The following is a 17,050-nucleotide window of genomic DNA, read 5'->3' as shown; positions in this document are numbered from 1 at the left end:
ACGTTCCTTCTGGAATCGTTCCGCCGCCGCCCGCCTGGCCTGGCGTCGGCTGCCACATTGACAGGTGTTGCATTCGCAGCAGTCAGGCGCAATTCCTCGGCAAAAGTTACCTTTTGTTAAACATATATTCTATAATGTAAGTACTCTCCCGTTTGGATGCTGCGGTTTTCCCAGGCGCCCGAGCACTCCACTGCCTCCGATCCCGCCGTGCCGCGCAGCGGCAATGCATCGACCAATCACTGTCAAACATGAACTCCACGCTCCGCTCGTTCCTCCTGCCCCTTTTCGTGACCGCGCTCGCCGCCGCCAGCCCTTCCTTCGCCCAGGACAGCTCCCAGGCAAGCACGCCTGGCGCCGCCGCGCAGCCTGCCGCAACACCGGCGCTGCCACGCGAACGGGCGTATGCCTCCAAGGGTCCCGTGTCGCTGTACGTGAATACCTACGGCGACGAACTGACGTATTTGCGGATCGTACACCGCTCGCATGTGGTGGGAGGCAACGTCGGGCGCATGGCGCTTTCCCTGCTTGGCACGGGCGGACAGACGCACAACAAGGAAGATTTTCTGGGCGACGCCGTGACCGATACCCGCAAACCGCTCAACCTGGTCAGCCCCATGCTGCTGGACCTGCCCAAGGCGCTCGACGAGAAATTCATTGCCGTGCTGGCCGAGAACGAGGGCAGCGGCGCCGCAGCACGCAAAAATGGCATGACCATCACGCCCTTGGGCTGGCATCTGCTGTACCACGAGCTCATGGCCGGTACCGAACGTGAAGACGAGTATGTGCTGCGTTTCGCTGCCCGTTTCAGCAAGCGCCCGGAAGGCGCGACGGACAGCTTCTTCCGCAAAGTGCAAGACACGGTCCGCTCCTGCGGCTATGTCTCCAAGCCACGCAAGCTAAGCGCATGGAAAGCGAACGACTACGAAGCCGTCGCGGCCGAGCAAAAGCTGGCGACCCAGTCGTGCCTGGCTGACCTGACGTCCGAACTGCCGGGATGGTTGGGCATCGATACCAGCTCCAAAATCAAATCGGCCAAACTCAACTGCCAGACCGAGATGAACCTGTGCGTTGCGGAAGCCGATACCACGGCCGATCCGAAAGCGGCCAAAGTCGAATGCAAGGTGGAATACAAGCAGTGCGTCAGCGAGGATGTCAAACCGCTGGTCGACAGCACGCCGATCGGCGCATGCAAAGCCACGTTCGCCACCTGCAAGGCAGCGGTCATCGACAAGGCCCGCGCCATCAATCCCGGCGTGAAACCGGAAAAATCGGAATATCTGCCATGCACGACCGAACTCAAGGCATGCGTGAAAACCGTCAAGGACGCCCGATAAGTCCTCCAGCGCGGTAATTCGCGCATCGGAACCACCAAAAACCAGGCCCCGCGCCTGGTTTTTGCATTCATGCCCCAGAACGCCATCGCGCAGTTGCGCCATCAAATGATTTATACTGCCGCGCAGCATAAATTCAGGCCTTGCGCAGATTCGGGCCTTATACAGCATACAATCCCGGTTCCGGCCCTGCGGCTCACTAGCCCGGCCAACCACATCAGTCCGACATACAGCCGGCATACTCAGGAGTAATTGATGATCGACTCGTCGCCGAATTCGAATCACCCGTCCCACGATAACAACCCGCCTTCTTTCCTGCGCCGTATTCCGATCGCTTTCGGCGCCTTCTTCGGCGCGCTGTCGGATGGCGGCTTCGCCGGCCGCATCGAGCTGGTGCGTGATGGCATGCCCATGCCAACCCCCGCCCCGGCCCCAGTCGCCCCGGTGGCCGCCGCACCAGCGCCAGCGCCAAAGCCGCCAGCCGCTCCCACACCCGACACCGCCTTGCAGCTGTTGTCCCTGCTCCAGCGCGATGCGCGCCTGATCGACTTTACCCAGGAAAACCTGAGCGGCTTTTCGGACGCCGACATCGGCGCCGCCGCGCGCGTGGTGCATGAGGGCTGCGCCAAAGTGCTGCGCGAACACTTCACCATCGTCCCCGTGCGCGACGAAGCCGAAGGCAGCCGTGTCACCCTGAACGAGGGCTTCGACGCCCGCGCCGTGCGCCTGACCGGCAATGTGGTCGGCAAAGCCCCGTTTAACGGCAGCGTCAGCCATCGCGGCTGGCGCGCGGCCGACGTGCGCCTGCCCACCCTGGCCGTCGGCCACGACGCCACCGTGCTGGCCCAGGCGGAGGTGGAACTGTGAGCAACGCCTACTTCTCGATCGGCATCGATCTCGGCACCACCCACTGCGCACTGGCCTATGTGGACCTGACCGCCAGCGATGGCGAAACAACGTCCCACGGCGTCCTTGAGATTCCGCAACTGGTCGATGCCGGCGCGGTCGGCAACGGCCACCTGCTGCCCTCTTTCCTGTACATGCCGCACGGCGATGAATTGCCGCCCGGCGCGCTGAACCTGCCATGGACCAGCACGCAAGACTACGCCGTCGGCGAATTCGCCCGCGCGCGCGGCGCCCAGACCCCGATCCGGCTGGTGTCGAGCGCCAAAAGCTGGCTGTGCCACCCGGGCGTGGACCGCCGCGCGGCCATTTTGCCGAGCGACGCGCCGCCGGAAGTAAGCAGGCTCTCGCCGCTGGAAGCGTCCACCCGCTACCTGGCGCACCTGCGCAACGCCTGGAACGCGGCCCATCCCGAAGCACCGTTCGACGAGCAGGACATCACCGTCACCATCCCGGCCTCGTTCGACCCGGCCGCGCGCGAGCTGACGGTGGAAGCGGCCAAGGCCGCCGGTTACGTCAACCTGACCCTGCTCGAAGAGCCGCAAGCGGCGCTCTACAACTGGATCCAGAACAGCGGCGGACGCTGGCGCAAGGATGCCAAGCCGGGCGACATCATCCTCGTCATCGACGTGGGCGGCGGCACCAGCGACTTTTCGCTGGTCACCGTGCTCGAGCGCGACGGCAACCTGGAACTGCACCGCATCGCCGTGGGCGACCACATCCTGCTCGGCGGCGACAATATGGACCTGGCGCTGGCCCACCTGGTGGCGCGCAAGGTCGCGGCCACCGGCGCCCAGCTGGACGCCTGGCAAATGCGCGCGCTGGCCTATGCTTGCCGCGCCGCCAAGGAAAACCTGCTCAGCGATGCGACCCTGGCCACCCAGCCGATCGTCGTGCCGAGCCGCGGCTCCAAACTCATCGGCGGTTCGATCCGCACCGAGCTGACCCAGGAAGAAGTGCGCGCCACCATCCTTGAAGGTTTCTTCCCGCAGGTGGAAGCGGCCGCGCGCCCGGTCAGCCGTCCGCGTGGCGGCCTGGTCCAGCTGGGCCTGCCGTATGCGCAGGATGCCGGCGTGACCCGTCACCTGGCTGCCCTGCTGGGACGCCAGGCCGGCGCCACGGCCGAGCTGGAAGGCTTCGCCGGCACGGTCAGCGACACCGCCAGCTTCCTGCACCCGACCGCCGTGCTGTTCAACGGCGGCGTGTTCAAGTCGGACGTCTTGGCCGAACGCACCCTCACGACCCTGAACGACTGGCTGGCCGGCGAAGGCGCGCAGCCTGCGCGCATGCTCACCGGCGCCGACCTCGACCTGGCCGTGGCGCGCGGCGCCGCGTACTACGGCTACGTGCGTCGCGGCAAAGGCATCCGCATCCGCGGCGGCACCGCGCGCGCCTATTACGTCGCGATCGAATCGTCGATGCCGGCCGTGCCCGGTTTCGAACCACCGATCCAGCTGCTGTGCGTGGCCCCGTTCGGCATGGAAGAAGGCATCGAAGCCCAGCTCAAGACCCAGCAGTTCGGCCTCGTGGTCGGGCACGCCATCACCCTGCGCTTCTTCGGCTCGTCGGTACGACGCCAGGACCGCCTGGGCGACCTGCTCGACTTCTGGCATCCGGACGAGATGCAGGAAGTCGGCGAAATCCAGGCCACCCTGCCTGCCGAAGGGCGCCAGGCCGGCGACGTGGTCGCCGTGACCCTGGCCGCCGTCGCCACCGATACCGGCACCCTGGAACTGGTGGCACAAGCCGTCCAGGGCCAGGAGCGCTGGAAGGTGGAGTTCGACGTGCGCGGCAACGGCACCGGCAACACCTAGGGCACGGCGTGGCGCGCCAGTACATCGTCGGCATCGACCTCGGGACCACCAATACCGTGGTCGCGTATGCGCCTGTGGATGCGCCTGTCGATGGGCCTGAAGCGCGCGCCGCCATCACCCTGTTCGACATCGAGCAACTGGTGGCGCCGGGGCAAGTCGCCGCCCTGCCGCTGCTGCCGTCGGTACGCTACCATCCGGCGGACGGCGAATTGCCGGCGGCGGACATGCAGCTGCCGTGGCAACAGACTGAGCCGGAGGCGCAGCCGGTCGTGTTCGGCCAGCTGGCGCGCCGGCTCGGTGCGCAAGTGCCGGGGCGCATGGTGGCCAGCGCCAAGAGCTGGCTGTCGCACACCGCAGTCGACCGCCTGGCGCCGATCCTGCCGTGGGGCGCCGCGCCCGATGTGGCCAAGGTGTCGCCGGTGGCGGCCAGCGCCAGCTACCTGGCTTATCTTCGGGCATCCTGGAACCACAAGTTTCCCGATCACCCTCTGGAACAGCAGGACCTGGTGCTGACCGTGCCGGCCTCTTTCGACGAAGGCGCGCGTGCGCTGACCCTCGCCGCAGCGCGCCAGGCCGGGCTCAATCAGCTGCGCCTGCTGGAAGAGCCGCAGGCCGTGTTCTACGACTGGCTGTTCCGCCATCGCGACGCGCTGGCGGGCGAACTGGCGCACACGCGCATGGTGCTGGTGTGCGACGTCGGCGGCGGCACCACCGACCTGAGCCTCATCAAGGTCGACCTGCACGATGGCCAGCCGCACCTGACGCGCATCGGCGTGGGCAACCACGTCATGCTCGGCGGCGATAATATGGACCTGGCGCTGGCCCATGTGACGGAAGCGAAAATGGCGCAGATGGCGGGCACGGAGCAGCCGCGCCTTTCCTCCGGCGCCCTGTCGCAACTGATGGAACGCTGCCGCGCCGCCAAGGAACAATTGCTGGCGGCCGACGCGCCCGGGCAGGCCCAGGTGACCTTGCTCGGGTCCGGGTCGCGCATGATCGGCGCCATGCGTTCGGTGTCGCTGACCAAAGAGGAAGTCGGCAGCGTCATCGTCGATGGCTTTTTCCCGCTGGTGGCAGCGACCGAGCGGGTGCAACAGGCGCGTGCCGGCATCGTCGAGTTCGGGTTACCGTACGCGCGCGATGCGGCCGTCACCCGCCACATCGCCGACTTTTTGCAGCAGCACGCCAGCGCCCTGCAAGCGGCGCAGGAAGACGGCACGGCCATGCCCGATACCCTGCTGCTCAACGGCGGCGTGTTCCGCGCCGCCGCGCTGGTGCAACGCTTGCAGGAAACCCTGGGCAACTGGCGCGGCGCACCGCTGCGCCTGCTGCACAACGACAATCCGGATGTGGCCGTGGCCCGTGGCGCGGTGGCGTACGCGCTGGCGCTGCAAGGCCAGGCGCCGCGCATCGACGCTGGCGCGGCGCGCAGCTATTTCCTGGTGCTGGACGACGCGAAAGGGCCGAAGCGCGGCATCTGCATCTTGCCGCGCGGCAGCGAAACCGGCCGTGAAATCTTGCTCGGCGAGCGTACCTTCGCCCTGCGCCTGGGGCAACCGGTGCGCTTCCATGTGATGACCTCGACCGCCGATGGCGCCGATGCCCCGCCCGCGCCCGGCGAGCTGGTCGATCTGGACGATCCGAAATACGTGCGCCTGCCGCCGATTGCGACGGTATTAAAAGGCGCCAAGTCCGCAGGCAGCAAGCAAGAAACCGCCGTCCAGCTAGCCAGCGCGCTGACCGAGGTCGGCACCTTGGAAATGCACTGCGTCAACCTGAGCGATGCCAGCCAGCGCTGGCTGCTGGAATTCGACCTGCGCCACGACAACACCGCCGGCGCGAGCGACAAGCCGGACGGCGCGCCATCGCCGCAACTGACGGCCGCGTTTGAGAAGATCGACCGCGTCTTCGGCAAGAAAGCGCAACAGGTGACGGCGAAGGAAGTCAAGCAGCTGCGTGCGCAGATGGAACAACTGCTGGGCGAGCGCGAGCAATGGGCAACAACCCTGCTGCGCCAGCTGTTCGACGCCCTGTGGCAACGCGCGCGCGGACGGCACCGGTCCGCCGAACATGAAAGAGTCTGGCTGAACCTGGCTGGCTATTGCCTGCGGCCGGGCTTTGGCCATGCGCTCGACGACTGGCGCCTGGAGCAATTGTGGACCCTGTTCGAGTCCGGCGTGCGCCATGCCGACGATAAACAGGCACGCGCCGAATGGTGGACCCTGTGGCGCCGCGTCGCCGGCGGGCTGGGCGCCACCGAACAGCTGCGCCTGCTCGACGACTTCGCCTTCAATCTCCAGACCAATAAGGAAGGCGGCGAGGCCAGCCCCACGGTGGTGGCCGGCAGCGACGAGGACATGCTGCGCCTGGGCGCCTCGCTCGAACGCATTCCGGTCGCGTACAAGGCCGAAATCGGCGGCTGGCTGCTCGAACGTATCGCGCAGCCGGCAGCAGCCGCGCCGGCCAAGGACAACACCAGCGCCAGCCGCTACCTGTGGGCGCTGGGCCGCATCGGCGCGCGCCAGCCCTTCCACGGCAGCACGCACGACGTGGTGCCGACCGAGGTGGTGGAAGGCTGGCTCGAAGCCATCCTGGCGCTCGACTGGAAGAAGGTCGAGTCGGCCGCCTTTGCCGCCGTGCACCTGGCGCGCATGACCGACGACCGCGTGCGTGACTTGCCGCTGGCCTTGCGCGAGCGCATCGTGCAGCGCCTGCTGGCGATCAACGCGCCGCCGGCGACGATGATCATGGTGCAGCAGGTGGTGCAGCTCGACCAGGCGACCGAGCGCTGGATCCTGGGCGAATCGCTGCCGCCAGGCTTGAAGCTGATCCACTGATACTCCGCGCCCGCCGCGCTTGACGCGTGGCGCAAGGCTTGTCATGCTGACGTTCCCGTTTATTCGCACCCACCAATGAATAATTTAGCTGACGCACTGCATGGCCTCACCGTAGACATGCTCAAGCAGTTGCTTGCCAATTTTTCCGACGCCAAGAAAGTGACACGCAAAGACTTGCTGGTCGCTGCACTCCTCGACGACATGTCGGACACCGGCTTGCCACGTGTCTGGGCGATGCTCGATCCCTGCCAGCAACTGGCTGTACGCGAAGCGGCGTACGACGTCCAAGGCAGGTTCGATGGCAAACGTTTTGCCGCCAAGTACGGACAATCCCCACGCTTTCATCATCCTGGAAAATCCGGCTCTCACCGTGGCCCGATGAACGTGCTGAACCTGTTCCTGTTCGAGCATGACGGGAGCATCCTTCTCCCTGCGCAACTTCGCCTGCGCGTGGCGGCCTTGTTCCCGGCGCCTGCGCCAAATTTCCTGACAAGCCTTGCCGCTTTGCCCGAATTGGAACAGCCAGCGCAAGATGACGATGACGATGCGCCGCCGCTGACGCAGCGCAATACGGCGCCCGATGCCCTGTACGAGGTCGTCGCCATGCTGCGCATGGTCGATCAAAAGCGCATTTCCGTCAGCGATAAAACGCGCATGCCGGGCGTGACCGCCTTGCGTGCGATCGAAGGCAAGCTTGCCAATGGGGATTTTTATGACGCCACCGCCGACTGCGCCGATGTGGACCAGCAAATTGGCGCGATCAAGCCTGTGGCGTGGCCGCTGCTGCTGCAGGCTAGTGGCCTGGCAGAATTACATGGAAGCAAACTCGGCTTGACCCCGGCCGGCATCAAAGCCTTGCAAGCGCCACCGGCCGACGTGCTGCGCGGCATTTGGCGCAAATGGTTGAGCTCCACCATGTTCGACGAATTCAACCGGGTCGACGCGATCAAGGGCCAGAAAGGCAAGGGCCGCCTGACGCCGGTCGCTGCGCGGCGCGCCATCGTCGGCCAATTCTTGCAAGATTGCCCCGCCGCACGCTGGGTCGAGGTCGATGAATTGGGGCGCTTCATGCGGGCCGAAGGCGCGCCGCTGGCGGTAGCCAAAGATCCGTGGTCGCTCTATCTGGAAGACCCCAATTACGGCGCCCTTGCGTATACCGACGACGAGTGGGATCTCTTCGAGCGGCGCTATCTGCTGTGCGTGCTGTTCGAATACTGCGCCACCTTGGGCATGATCGACCTGGCTTACCGCTCGCCGCACAATGCGCGCCCCCATTTCCAGGAGTTATGGGGTGGCCAGGGCATGAGCTTCCTGTCGCGTTACGACGGCTTGATGTATGTCCGCTTGACCGGGCTGGGCGCGTATTGTCTGGGCCTGAGTCCGTCCTACACCGCGCCCGCACAGGCCGCCTCATGCACTCTGTCGGTCAGCGCCAGCCTGCAGATCGGCGTGACGCATGGCAGCCTGTCGGCCGAAGATGTGCTTCTGCTGGAAAACTGGGCAAGCCGCGACAGCGTCAATGCGTGGCGTCTGGACCGCGAAAAAACCATGCTCGCGGTCGAGCGCGGCCAGGATACGGCGCAGCTGGCAGCGTTCTTGCAGTCGCGTGACAGCCAAGCCCTGCCGGTACAAGTGGAAGGTTTCCTGCGCACCTGCAACAAGCAGGGCAAGGCGATGCGCGTGCTCGGCGCCAGTGTGCTGATCGAGTGCGTCGACGCGGGCACGGCCGACCTGATCGCCGAACACAAAGACACAGCGGCGCTGTGCATGCGCGCGGGCAAACGTCATCTGGCGGTACTGCAAAGCCAGGAAGACAAATTTCGCAAGGCGGTGCGCATGCTGGGGTATGGGATCGCACCGTAAGCGACGACGGGATCACTTTTCCAGCGCAGAAAGCTTATGTGAAAGAAAATGAACACCTGCTACACTGGTGGCGTTCCCCTTTCGAGCGCGCCCACCTGTCCAGATGCCTGTTTCTTTTCCGCCCGAGGCATCGACCACCAGCACCGACTGGACCGACGAGGAGCTGGCCGCCTCGGTGCGGGCCTACGTGGCAATGCTGCGCAGCGAGCTGGCTGGCGAGCCCATCAACAAGGCGGAAGTGAACCGGCAGTTGCGCGAGACGGCCCTGGGCGCGCGATCCCGCAGTCAAGGCCTGGGTGCTCAAGGTCGCCGACGGCATCTGCGAAGGCTGCGACATGGCCGCGCCGTTCACGGGCACCGACGGCTTTCCCTACCTGGAAGTGCATCACGTCATGCCGCTGGCCAGTCACGGTTCGGATACCACCGCGAACACCGCCGCGCTGTGCCCGAATTGCCACCGGCGCTGCCATCTGTCCCTGGACCGCGACGAATTCCGGCTGGCGCTGTACGAAAAAATCGACCGCCTCGTGCTCGAGGTACCCACGCCGGTCCTGCTTGAAAATGCCGTGTATATCGATCCATCAAACAACACTTGAGGCCGTTCCGCAGATATAAATACATGCAGCGCGACATCTTTTCTCATATTGCGCTACAGTAACCTCCCTTTTTCATTTTAGAACCACCACGACATGCACGCCGCCCGACTGCCCCTCCTCCTGACCACCCTCTTCATTTCCGCCGGCGTCGCCCAGGCCGGCGAGCTCGAACAGCAAATGCTGCGCTGCTCCGTGCTTGGCGACCCGAGCGCGCGCCTGGGATGTTTCGACACGCTGACCAAGGCCGCCACGGCCGACACCGTTGCCGGCAATCCAACGCCGGACGCCACCGTCGCCGTCGACCCGGTCAAGCGGGCGGCAGCGGCAGCGACCGCCGCCGAGCCAGCCAAGCCGATCCCGGCCGTGGCGTCCAACACCCCGGCGCCGCCGGAAACGCCGATTTCGCGCCTGGAGCAGTTGTGGGAGTTGAGCGATGCATCGCGCCGCGGTACCTTTGCCGTGCGTCCGCACCGCGAAAACTACCTGCTGGTGGCCAATTACAGCACCTCGTCGAACGATGCGCCGTACCGCGACTTCACCCCGGCCGGCCTGAAAACCAAGCGCGTCGAACTGACCTATCAGCTCAGCCTGAAAATGAAGGCTGCCGAAAAAGTCGCTGGCTTGCCGGTCGATATCTGGCTCGGCTATACCCAGCAGAGTTTCTGGCAGGCGTACAACCGTTCGCAATCGAGCCCGTTCCGCGAAACGAACTACCAGCCTGAAGTCATGGCGGTGGTGCCGATCAATAAATCGTTCGGCGGAATGAACCTGCGCTTCGTCAATTTTGGCCTGATTCACCAGTCGAACGGGCAAACCTCGACCCTGTCGCGCAGCTGGAACCGCCTGTACACCGAAGTCGGTGTCGATAACGGCAATTTCGCGCTGACCGCGCGCCTGTGGCGCCGCCTGGATAACGCCAAGTCCAACAACGATAATCCGGACATTACCGATTACCTGGCGCGCGGCGACGTGCGCGCGAGTTATCGCAAGGATGGCTATGAGTATTCGATCATGGCGCGCCGGAATATGTCGACCGACCACGGCGCGATCCAGGCCGCGATTGCGTATCCGCTGGCGACCAACCTGAAGGGCTATGTGCAGGCGTTTTCGGGCTACGGACAAAGCCTGATCGACTATAACTATTCGCAGCGCTCGGTCGGCGCCGGTTTTACTGTCGATTTCTGATGCGCGCTTCGGTGATAGCATAAAAAGACGGCCTCGAAAGAGGCCGTTTTCATGTGCGCCGCAGCCGCCATGCGCATGGCGGTCGGCTCGCCCGACGATTACCCAGCGGCGGGTTTACCCGACAGGCGCTGGAGGCGTTGCAGCGCCGTTTCACCGCTGGTATCGTTCTGCACCGACTTGCGGATCGCATCGATTTCGGCAGCCTGGTCGAGCGGCTTCTGGCCGATGTCGGCGACGATGCGCATGCCTTCGGCTTCGTTGCTCACTTCCTGGGCGCGGCGCGTCAGGGCATTCAAGGCGGTCGAATTGCCTTTCATGCCGGTCAAGCCAGCCAATTGGCTCTGGCGCTCGGCGCGCATCGATTGCAGATCCTTCTGCGCCTGGGCCGCCGCCAGCTGCTGCAGCGCTTTCTTGGCCTGCGCATCGAACTCGGCGAGCTGCTTGGAGAGCGCGTCGATGATCTTTTGCAGCTCGTCCATGTAGGCCTTGGCGTCGGCTTCTTCCTGAATTTCTTGCGGCAGGCGGCCCTTGTTCGCTTCGAGTTCGTCGCAGAACATGGTGACGGTCGCTTCCGAAATCTTGCCGGCGGCCAGACGCTCGGCCAGCGTTTCCGTGGCTTTTTCGTCGTTGGCGATCAGTTCACGCAGGCTGACCACGTCTTTATGTTCCTTCTCGAAAGAGGAACGCGCCGATGCCAGCACTTGCGCGGTGGCGCGCAGGGTGTCCGCCAGGCGGTCGCGGTCGGCTTCGGTCGCCGTTTCAGGGTCAAAATTGGCGATCGCTGACGATATACGGTCGCCCAGCACGCCGAAGTGCTTCGAAATCAAACGCGCCGTCAGTCCCCATCCACTTGCATTGCTCATCTTGAATCCCTTTCGTTGTTAAGTAAAACTGCCTTTACCGAACCGTTACTGGATAACGACCCGTTCTTGCTCCACCGGTAAGCCAATGACGAAATCGACATGGATACCGCGTTTTGAGTTATCGCCGTTCACGCTGGAGAGGATCTCCGTCGTGATGAGCAAAAATTCGCTGCCGCCGCCTGGCAATTCGCGCACATACGGCATGAAATACATTTCCTGCTTGAGACCCTTTTCGCCGCCGGCGTCGTCGATCCGGGTTTCGGTGCCGGTGAACGGACTGACAAAACTGGCGTTGCGCTCGCCCGCATCGCGCACATAATCGAGGCGGTCGCTCTCGCCGAACACGGTGGCCAGTTCGTCTTCGGACAGGCCGACGTCGTCGAGCTGCGCGCGCCACAAGGTGTAGGTCTGGTCGCCCAGGCCGAAACCGGCGCGGCCGGTGTAAGCATCCTGGTCTTCCGCCGTTTCAGGAATCACCCGTGCCAGCTGGGTGCAGTACATGATCTCGGCAACCTGGCCTTTTTCATCGGCGTACAGCTGTAAAAACTTCTCCTTGGCGTCATCGTCGCCCTTGGCCAGGTAATAGCGATACAGCCCGCCCGCCAGATTGAGCTTGATCTTCGATACCGCCTGGATCAAGGTGTCGGCGTCGCGCGGCATGGCGATCAAGGAGCCGTTGGCCTGCGCCCGGATCAGGGGCGACATCTGCAGCTTGAGCATGCCGCCGATGCGCGCGCCCAGCGGCAAGCCATCATCTTCGCGCCGGGCTTTGCCATCGGCGCCGTGGTTGCCTGCAATGCCGCGCATATAATCGAATGCGTTCTTCCAGCCCATCTCAATTCCGATCAAAAGAATAGTTTGCGGTGCTCGGCGCTTTGCCGCGCCTTAAAAACTTCCATCCCAGATAAGCAATCCAGCCCAGTACCGAGAGAATCACCAGCCACACAAAAGTACGCAACAGCGATTTACCGAGCGAGCGTTCCGGCGGCGCCTCGACCGTTCCTGCCGGAGCCGGGATGCTGGCGCTGCTGCCCGGCGTGGCGCCGGCCATGCCGCTATTGTTCGTATTGCCCTGATAACCGCCATTCGCATGCGAACTGGACATCGAGCGGCCCAGTAAAAACCCCAGGATCGCACTGCCCATCCCGTTACTGTTATTTTGCGGCACGATAATCGGCGCATTGCCGTTATATTGGCCATTCCGGTTGCCGTTGTATTGGCCATTGTATTGGCCGTTGTATTGCCCGCCATTCTGCCCGCCATTCGCATTGCCGTACTGCCCGCCGGACGGCTGGATCGGCGGCAGCGGCCGGATATCGCGCGGCGCATTGGCCGCCTGCTCGGCCGCCCGGCGCGCCTCCAGGGTGCGCAAGGCATTCGCTTCGGCGTTGCCCTTGTTCAAGCGTTGCGACAGCACCGATCCCGGCTTTTGTTGCACTGGCTGGGCGCCGCTGTCCTGCCGCGCAGGCGCCCCGCCGAAGGAACCGAAACCGCCGGACCCGCCCTTTTTGTCCGCCCGGCCCGACTCCGCACTGCTGCCCTGCGACCACGCCGAACCCGACTTTTGCGGCGGCGGCGCGCTCTCTTGCGAGCGCTGCCCCCAGGACGAGCCGGAGCGCTGGGGCGGCGCTGGCGGCGGCGAGGCGCTAGGCGACGCCGACGACGAACGGCTGCCGAACGAGCCAAACGACGAATTCTTCGACGATGTTGACCGATTGCTACTTGTAGGACTGGATTTTTGGGAGGAAAATCCACTCTTGTACGAGCTTGAGCTCGACCGCGAACTCGAACTTGACGACGGCTTCGCCGCAGCCGTGAGCGTGGTTGCGGCGGGTAGCAGCAAAGCCAGCAGCAACATGATCTGAGTTGACTTCATTTTTATTAGGCCGGGTTGAAGGTTGAAAGAAGCATAACAGCACATCGTCTGCCAATGCACCGGTTAAAAAAGGCAAGATTTACCATGACTCGTAAATATCTGGACATGAACCAGCACGACGCGCTCTACAGCGTGGCGCGCCGCTATCCCGGCGGCCTGGAGATGCTGGCCAAGGATATCGGCATTTCCGCCAATGTGCTGCGCAATAAGCTCTCGCCCACCATTTCATCACATTACCCCTCGTTCGAGGAAGTTTCCATCATCGTCGAGCATTGCCACAAAGCCGGGGTGCAGGAAGCGATGATGCCGCTGCATGCCTTGCTGAACCGGCACGGCATGGCCGCCTTCATCGTGCCGCAGCCGGAACTGGTCGGCCGCGACGACCTGTCGCAGACGGTGTGCCGGGTCATGAGCGAAGTCGGGGCCGTGGCCGAAGCGGTTTCGGAGGCGCTGATGGATGGTGTCGTCACCAGCGCCGAAGCGGACCTGATCGAGCGCGAATTTCATTCGGCCTTATCGGCCCTGGGCGCCTGGCGCGCGCGCTTGCGCATGCGCACCGGCGCGGCCTGACTGCGGGCGGGCCATGCGCCATCACGCGCATGGCCCGCCGCTTATTGCGAGCGCGGTGGCGCCGGTTCCGACGGCTTGAGCGAACGCAGGAACAGGCCGAGTCCGCCGATCGCCAGCACCAGGATGCAAATCAGTTCGAAGGCCGACATGGTGCGCAGGCTCATGCTGACCGACGAAATCACGCCGAATACCAGCGCCGCGAACGAACACAGGGCGATCAGCCAGCCAAGGTAATTCTTGGAATTGTAGAACACCATGCCGATCCCGATCATCATCGGAATCATGACCATGCCGCCGCTGACGCCGAAGCGCGAGCCGAAGCCGAACATGCGCGAACCGAAACCGAAGTCGGAACTGACCACGATCCCGTTAAGCAGTAAATAGAAGCCGCCGCACATCATGATCAGGCCGAGAAAAAACTGGCCCGTGCCACCGCTGGTTCCGCCTGCTCCGTTCATGTCCCCATCTCCCGCTGTTGAAATAATGCCGACACTATAACAAAAAGAAATTGCGGTAAACATATCCGGTCAAGAGACGGTGAAACAGGCAGTTGCCGGATGGCTTGTGTCTTTTCTGCTACACCAACGCCGCCACCGGCTCGCTGACCACGACCTGGTTGCGGCCCTGATGCTTGGCCTGGTACAGGGCCTGGTCGGCCGCGCGCAGCAGGGCTGCGGCATCGTCGCCGGCGCACGGCAGGCCGATGGTCACGCCGATGCTGACGCTCAGGCTGCCGATGTCGCTGTCGGAATGCTCGATCCGCAGCGCCGCCACCGCCGCCGTGAGCAGCTCGCCCATGGCCTGCAATTCGCCGGGGACCGGGTTATGCCAGATGACGGCGAATTCTTCGCCGCCATAGCGCGCGGTCAGGTCGAGCGGGCGGCGCGCCTGGGCGGCGATGACATCGGCCACCGCTTTCAGGGCCGCGTCGCCACGGGCGTGCCCATAGCGGTCGTTATAACGCTTGAAATAATCGATATCGATCATGGCGATCGCCACCGTTTGCCGGTCGCGCAGGGCCTGGCGCCAGACGCGCTCGAGGTGAATATTCAAGGTGCGCCGGTTGGATAATCCGGTCAGGCCATCGAGCGCCGCCAGTTCGTGCAGCAGGGTATTGACCAGGAAGGTGGTGCGGATGCTGTGTTCGAGGAAGTAGGCGCCGTACGCACCCACCCCATTGGCCGCGCACATGAAGACGATCTGGTACAGGCGCGCGCGTGGATCGGTTTGCAGCGTGAATTCCATGATGACGAAGGCGCACAAGGTCACCATATTGGCCAGCAGTGCGCGGCGCCATTCGAGGCAGGCGATCAGGTAGATGAACAACGCCACCAGCAAGATGCCTTCGTAGGGGATCTGGTAGCCGGCATCGAGCGCGCTGCCGATGACCGCGACGGTACACAGTCCCGTGACCAGCGCTGCCGAAAACACTGCCGTTCCAAGATACGGTCGCCAGGCGCCGCGATAGCTGGCCAGCAGCACCACAACAAAGCTCGGAATAATCAGCGCGATCCGGATGCTGACCGTGCGGATCGACACAAACGCCGGCAGCGTGGCCAGGTCGAGAATCACAAACATGATAAACAGGACAATGCACATATACGCCGCCAGGCGCACGCGCGCCACGTGTCCCTGGATATAGAAGTCGTGGAACTGCTGTTCCAGCCCGTCTTCGAAACGCAGCCAGCGATATCCCTGTTCCAGGGCGCGCCGGTGCGGCGACGGGCTGGCGTTATTGAGTAACTCAGGATCGATTTTCAGCATTGGCGGCGCGCAAGATGAGTTGGGGACAGGCCAGCCAATCATACGCGTGCCGGGGCGCGCACAGCACATCGATTGCGCCATTTCATTTATCAGCACAAACGTGAGTGTGCCAGTCCGTCCGGGCTATGATGGAGCATCACCAATCAAGCGGGAACCAACGACAATGAAAATCGCCATTTTCAGCACCCAGGCCTACGACCGGCGTTTTCTGGACGAAGCGCTGGCGGCACGCGAAGAGCGCCGGCATATCGAGCTTGCATATCAGGAAGCGGCGCTGGCGCTGCATACGGTGGCCTTGGCGCAGGGCTGCGATGCGGTATGCGCATTCGTCAACGACCGGCTCGACGCGCCGGTGCTGGAAGCATTGCACCAGTTGGGCGTGAGGGCGGTGCTGATGCGTTGCGCCGGGTTTAACAACGTCGATATCGAGGCCGCGCAGCGGCTGGGATTTTTCGTCGCGCGCGTGCCGGCCTACTCGCCGGAAGCGGTCGCCGAACACACGCTGGCGCTGATCCTGACGCTCAACCGCAACACGCACCGGGCTTACGCGCGTGTGCGCGAAGGAAATTTTGCGCTTGATGGACTGCTGGGCAGCAATTTGCACGGGAAGACCGCAGGGGTGGTCGGCACCGGCAAGATCGGACTGGCGACGGCGCGCATCCTCAAGGGCTTCGGCTGCCGCGTGCTGGGGCATGATCCGTTTCCGGCGCCCGAGTTCGGCGCGCTGGGGACCATGGTGGACTTGCCGACCTTGCTGGCGGAATCGGACATCGTGTCGCTGCACTGTCCGCTGATGGACACGACCCGGCACATGATCAACCGCCACAGCCTGGCCGGCATGAAGCGCGGGGCGATGCTGGTCAACACCTCGCGCGGAGCGCTGATCGATACGCCGGCCGTGATCGACGCGCTTAAATCGCGCCAGTTGGGGTTCCTGGCGATTGATGTGTATGAGCAGGAAGGGTCGCTGTTTTTCCACGACCGCTCGGGCGATATCATCGAAGATGATGTGTTTCAGCGCTTGATGACGTTTCCGAATGTGCTGGTCACGGGGCATCAGGGGTTCTTTACCGTGGAGGCGATGCGCGAGATTGCGGAGGTGACGTTTGGGAATATTGAGTGTTTTAATGCGGGGAAGTGCAGCACTAACGAAATTTCTCCTTGATACCGTCAGATAAACATTGCCTGAACCACCATGCCCGGCACTCCTTTATGCGTATCAGCGTGCGGCTGAATTCGCGATCATGCTTGCATGCAACATCGAGATACAGTGACAATGCAAAGCAGGTGTTCCTTCCGCTTCGAGCGCCACGCAATCATAAGAGCCTCTTGCAAAACTAGCGGAACGGATGAAAATTGCTTGGCAGCGCAAGCGAAAAGGTGGGAGTGGGCGCCCATTTCTGGCATGATTTAGTTCTAACGCTTAATCAAAACGCCCACACCATGAA

At 63.5% G+C, this 17,050-nt stretch carries 15 protein-coding genes; 10 read left to right on the top strand and 5 right to left on the bottom strand.

Annotation, left to right across the window (positions count from 1 at the left end; genetic code table 11):
- Nucleotides 1-248 precede the first annotated feature (248 nt).
- From F1735_RS23905 to F1735_RS23875, 7 genes are all read left to right on the top strand, one after another.
- Nucleotides 249-1,334 (top strand): hypothetical protein, encoded by a 1,086-nt coding sequence (locus tag F1735_RS23905; protein WP_167239251.1) that lies wholly within the window; start codon nucleotides 249-251, stop codon nucleotides 1,332-1,334.
- 252 nt (nucleotides 1,335-1,586) lie between these two features.
- A complete protein-coding gene (locus tag F1735_RS23900; RefSeq protein WP_167239250.1) occupies nucleotides 1,587-2,198 on the top strand; it encodes a DUF2760 domain-containing protein in 612 nt (203 codons plus the stop codon).
- Nucleotides 2,195-4,048 (top strand): Hsp70 family protein, encoded by a 1,854-nt coding sequence (locus F1735_RS23895; RefSeq protein WP_167239249.1) that lies wholly within the window; start codon nucleotides 2,195-2,197, stop codon nucleotides 4,046-4,048. Before F1735_RS23900 ends, F1735_RS23895 begins: the two co-directional genes overlap by 4 nt.
- 8 nt (nucleotides 4,049-4,056) lie before the next feature.
- The gene (locus F1735_RS23890; protein WP_167239248.1) at nucleotides 4,057-6,885 is read left to right on the top strand and encodes an Hsp70 family protein; all 2,829 of its coding nucleotides are present in this window, start codon (nucleotides 4,057-4,059) and stop codon (nucleotides 6,883-6,885) included.
- A 75-nt stretch (nucleotides 6,886-6,960) separates the two neighbouring features.
- Nucleotides 6,961-8,748, top strand: coding sequence for a hypothetical protein (locus F1735_RS23885; protein WP_167239247.1), 1,788 nt, complete (start codon nucleotides 6,961-6,963; stop codon nucleotides 8,746-8,748).
- A 296-nt stretch (nucleotides 8,749-9,044) separates the two neighbouring features.
- Nucleotides 9,045-9,344, top strand: a complete 300-nt coding sequence (locus tag F1735_RS35775; protein WP_373888573.1) for an HNH endonuclease — start codon at nucleotides 9,045-9,047, stop codon at nucleotides 9,342-9,344.
- Between the two features lie 93 nt (nucleotides 9,345-9,437).
- Entirely contained in the window at nucleotides 9,438-10,529 is a 1,092-nt protein-coding gene (locus tag F1735_RS23875; RefSeq protein WP_167239246.1) for a phospholipase A, read from the top strand.
- 98 nt (nucleotides 10,530-10,627) lie between these two features.
- Here the strand turns inward: F1735_RS23875 and F1735_RS23870 are convergent, their stop codons facing one another.
- Genes F1735_RS23870 through F1735_RS23860 form a run of 3 tightly spaced genes read right to left on the bottom strand, consistent with a single transcriptional unit; the run spans nucleotide 10,628 to nucleotide 12,830 of the window.
- On the bottom strand, nucleotides 10,628-11,392 hold the full coding sequence (locus F1735_RS23870) for a hypothetical protein (protein WP_167239245.1): 765 nt from the start codon (nucleotides 11,390-11,392) through the stop codon (nucleotides 10,628-10,630).
- A gap of 45 nt (nucleotides 11,393-11,437) precedes the next feature.
- The gene (locus tag F1735_RS23865; RefSeq protein WP_229505926.1) at nucleotides 11,438-12,199 is read right to left on the bottom strand and encodes a DUF2491 family protein; all 762 of its coding nucleotides are present in this window, start codon (nucleotides 12,197-12,199) and stop codon (nucleotides 11,438-11,440) included.
- Between the two features lie 28 nt (nucleotides 12,200-12,227).
- Entirely contained in the window at nucleotides 12,228-12,830 is a 603-nt protein-coding gene (locus tag F1735_RS23860) for a hypothetical protein (RefSeq protein WP_167239243.1), read from the bottom strand.
- A gap of 70 nt (nucleotides 12,831-12,900) precedes the next feature.
- Here F1735_RS23860 and F1735_RS23855 point away from each other — a divergent pair, with 70 nt between their 5' ends.
- Nucleotides 12,901-13,257, top strand: coding sequence for a hypothetical protein (locus F1735_RS23855; RefSeq protein ID WP_167239242.1), 357 nt, complete (start codon nucleotides 12,901-12,903; stop codon nucleotides 13,255-13,257).
- A 95-nt stretch (nucleotides 13,258-13,352) separates the two neighbouring features.
- On the top strand, nucleotides 13,353-13,838 hold the full coding sequence (locus F1735_RS23850; RefSeq protein WP_167222289.1) for a phage regulatory CII family protein: 486 nt from the start codon (nucleotides 13,353-13,355) through the stop codon (nucleotides 13,836-13,838).
- Nucleotides 13,839-13,879: 41 nt separating this feature from the next.
- Here F1735_RS23850 and F1735_RS23845 read toward each other — a convergent pair whose 3' ends face one another.
- Together F1735_RS23845 and F1735_RS23840 are read right to left on the bottom strand one after the other, a co-directional pair.
- Entirely contained in the window at nucleotides 13,880-14,296 is a 417-nt protein-coding gene (locus F1735_RS23845) for a hypothetical protein (protein WP_167222291.1), read from the bottom strand.
- A 118-nt stretch (nucleotides 14,297-14,414) separates the two neighbouring features.
- A complete protein-coding gene (locus F1735_RS23840) occupies nucleotides 14,415-15,602 on the bottom strand; it encodes a GGDEF domain-containing protein (RefSeq protein WP_167239241.1) in 1,188 nt (395 codons plus the stop codon).
- A gap of 163 nt (nucleotides 15,603-15,765) precedes the next feature.
- Here F1735_RS23840 and F1735_RS23835 point away from each other — a divergent pair, with 163 nt between their 5' ends.
- Nucleotides 15,766-16,767, top strand: a complete 1,002-nt coding sequence (locus F1735_RS23835) for a 2-hydroxyacid dehydrogenase (RefSeq protein WP_167239240.1) — start codon at nucleotides 15,766-15,768, stop codon at nucleotides 16,765-16,767.
- The last annotated feature ends 283 nt before the right edge of the window (nucleotides 16,768-17,050 follow it).

The sequence above is a fragment of the Massilia genomosp. 1 genome, from assembly GCF_011682185.1.
In the GTDB taxonomy this organism is placed as follows: Bacteria; Pseudomonadota; Gammaproteobacteria; order Burkholderiales; family Burkholderiaceae_D; genus Telluria_A; species Telluria_A rubra.
The sequence above is the reverse complement of the archived record's forward strand: the minus strand, read 5'-3'. Positions and strand labels throughout refer to the sequence as shown.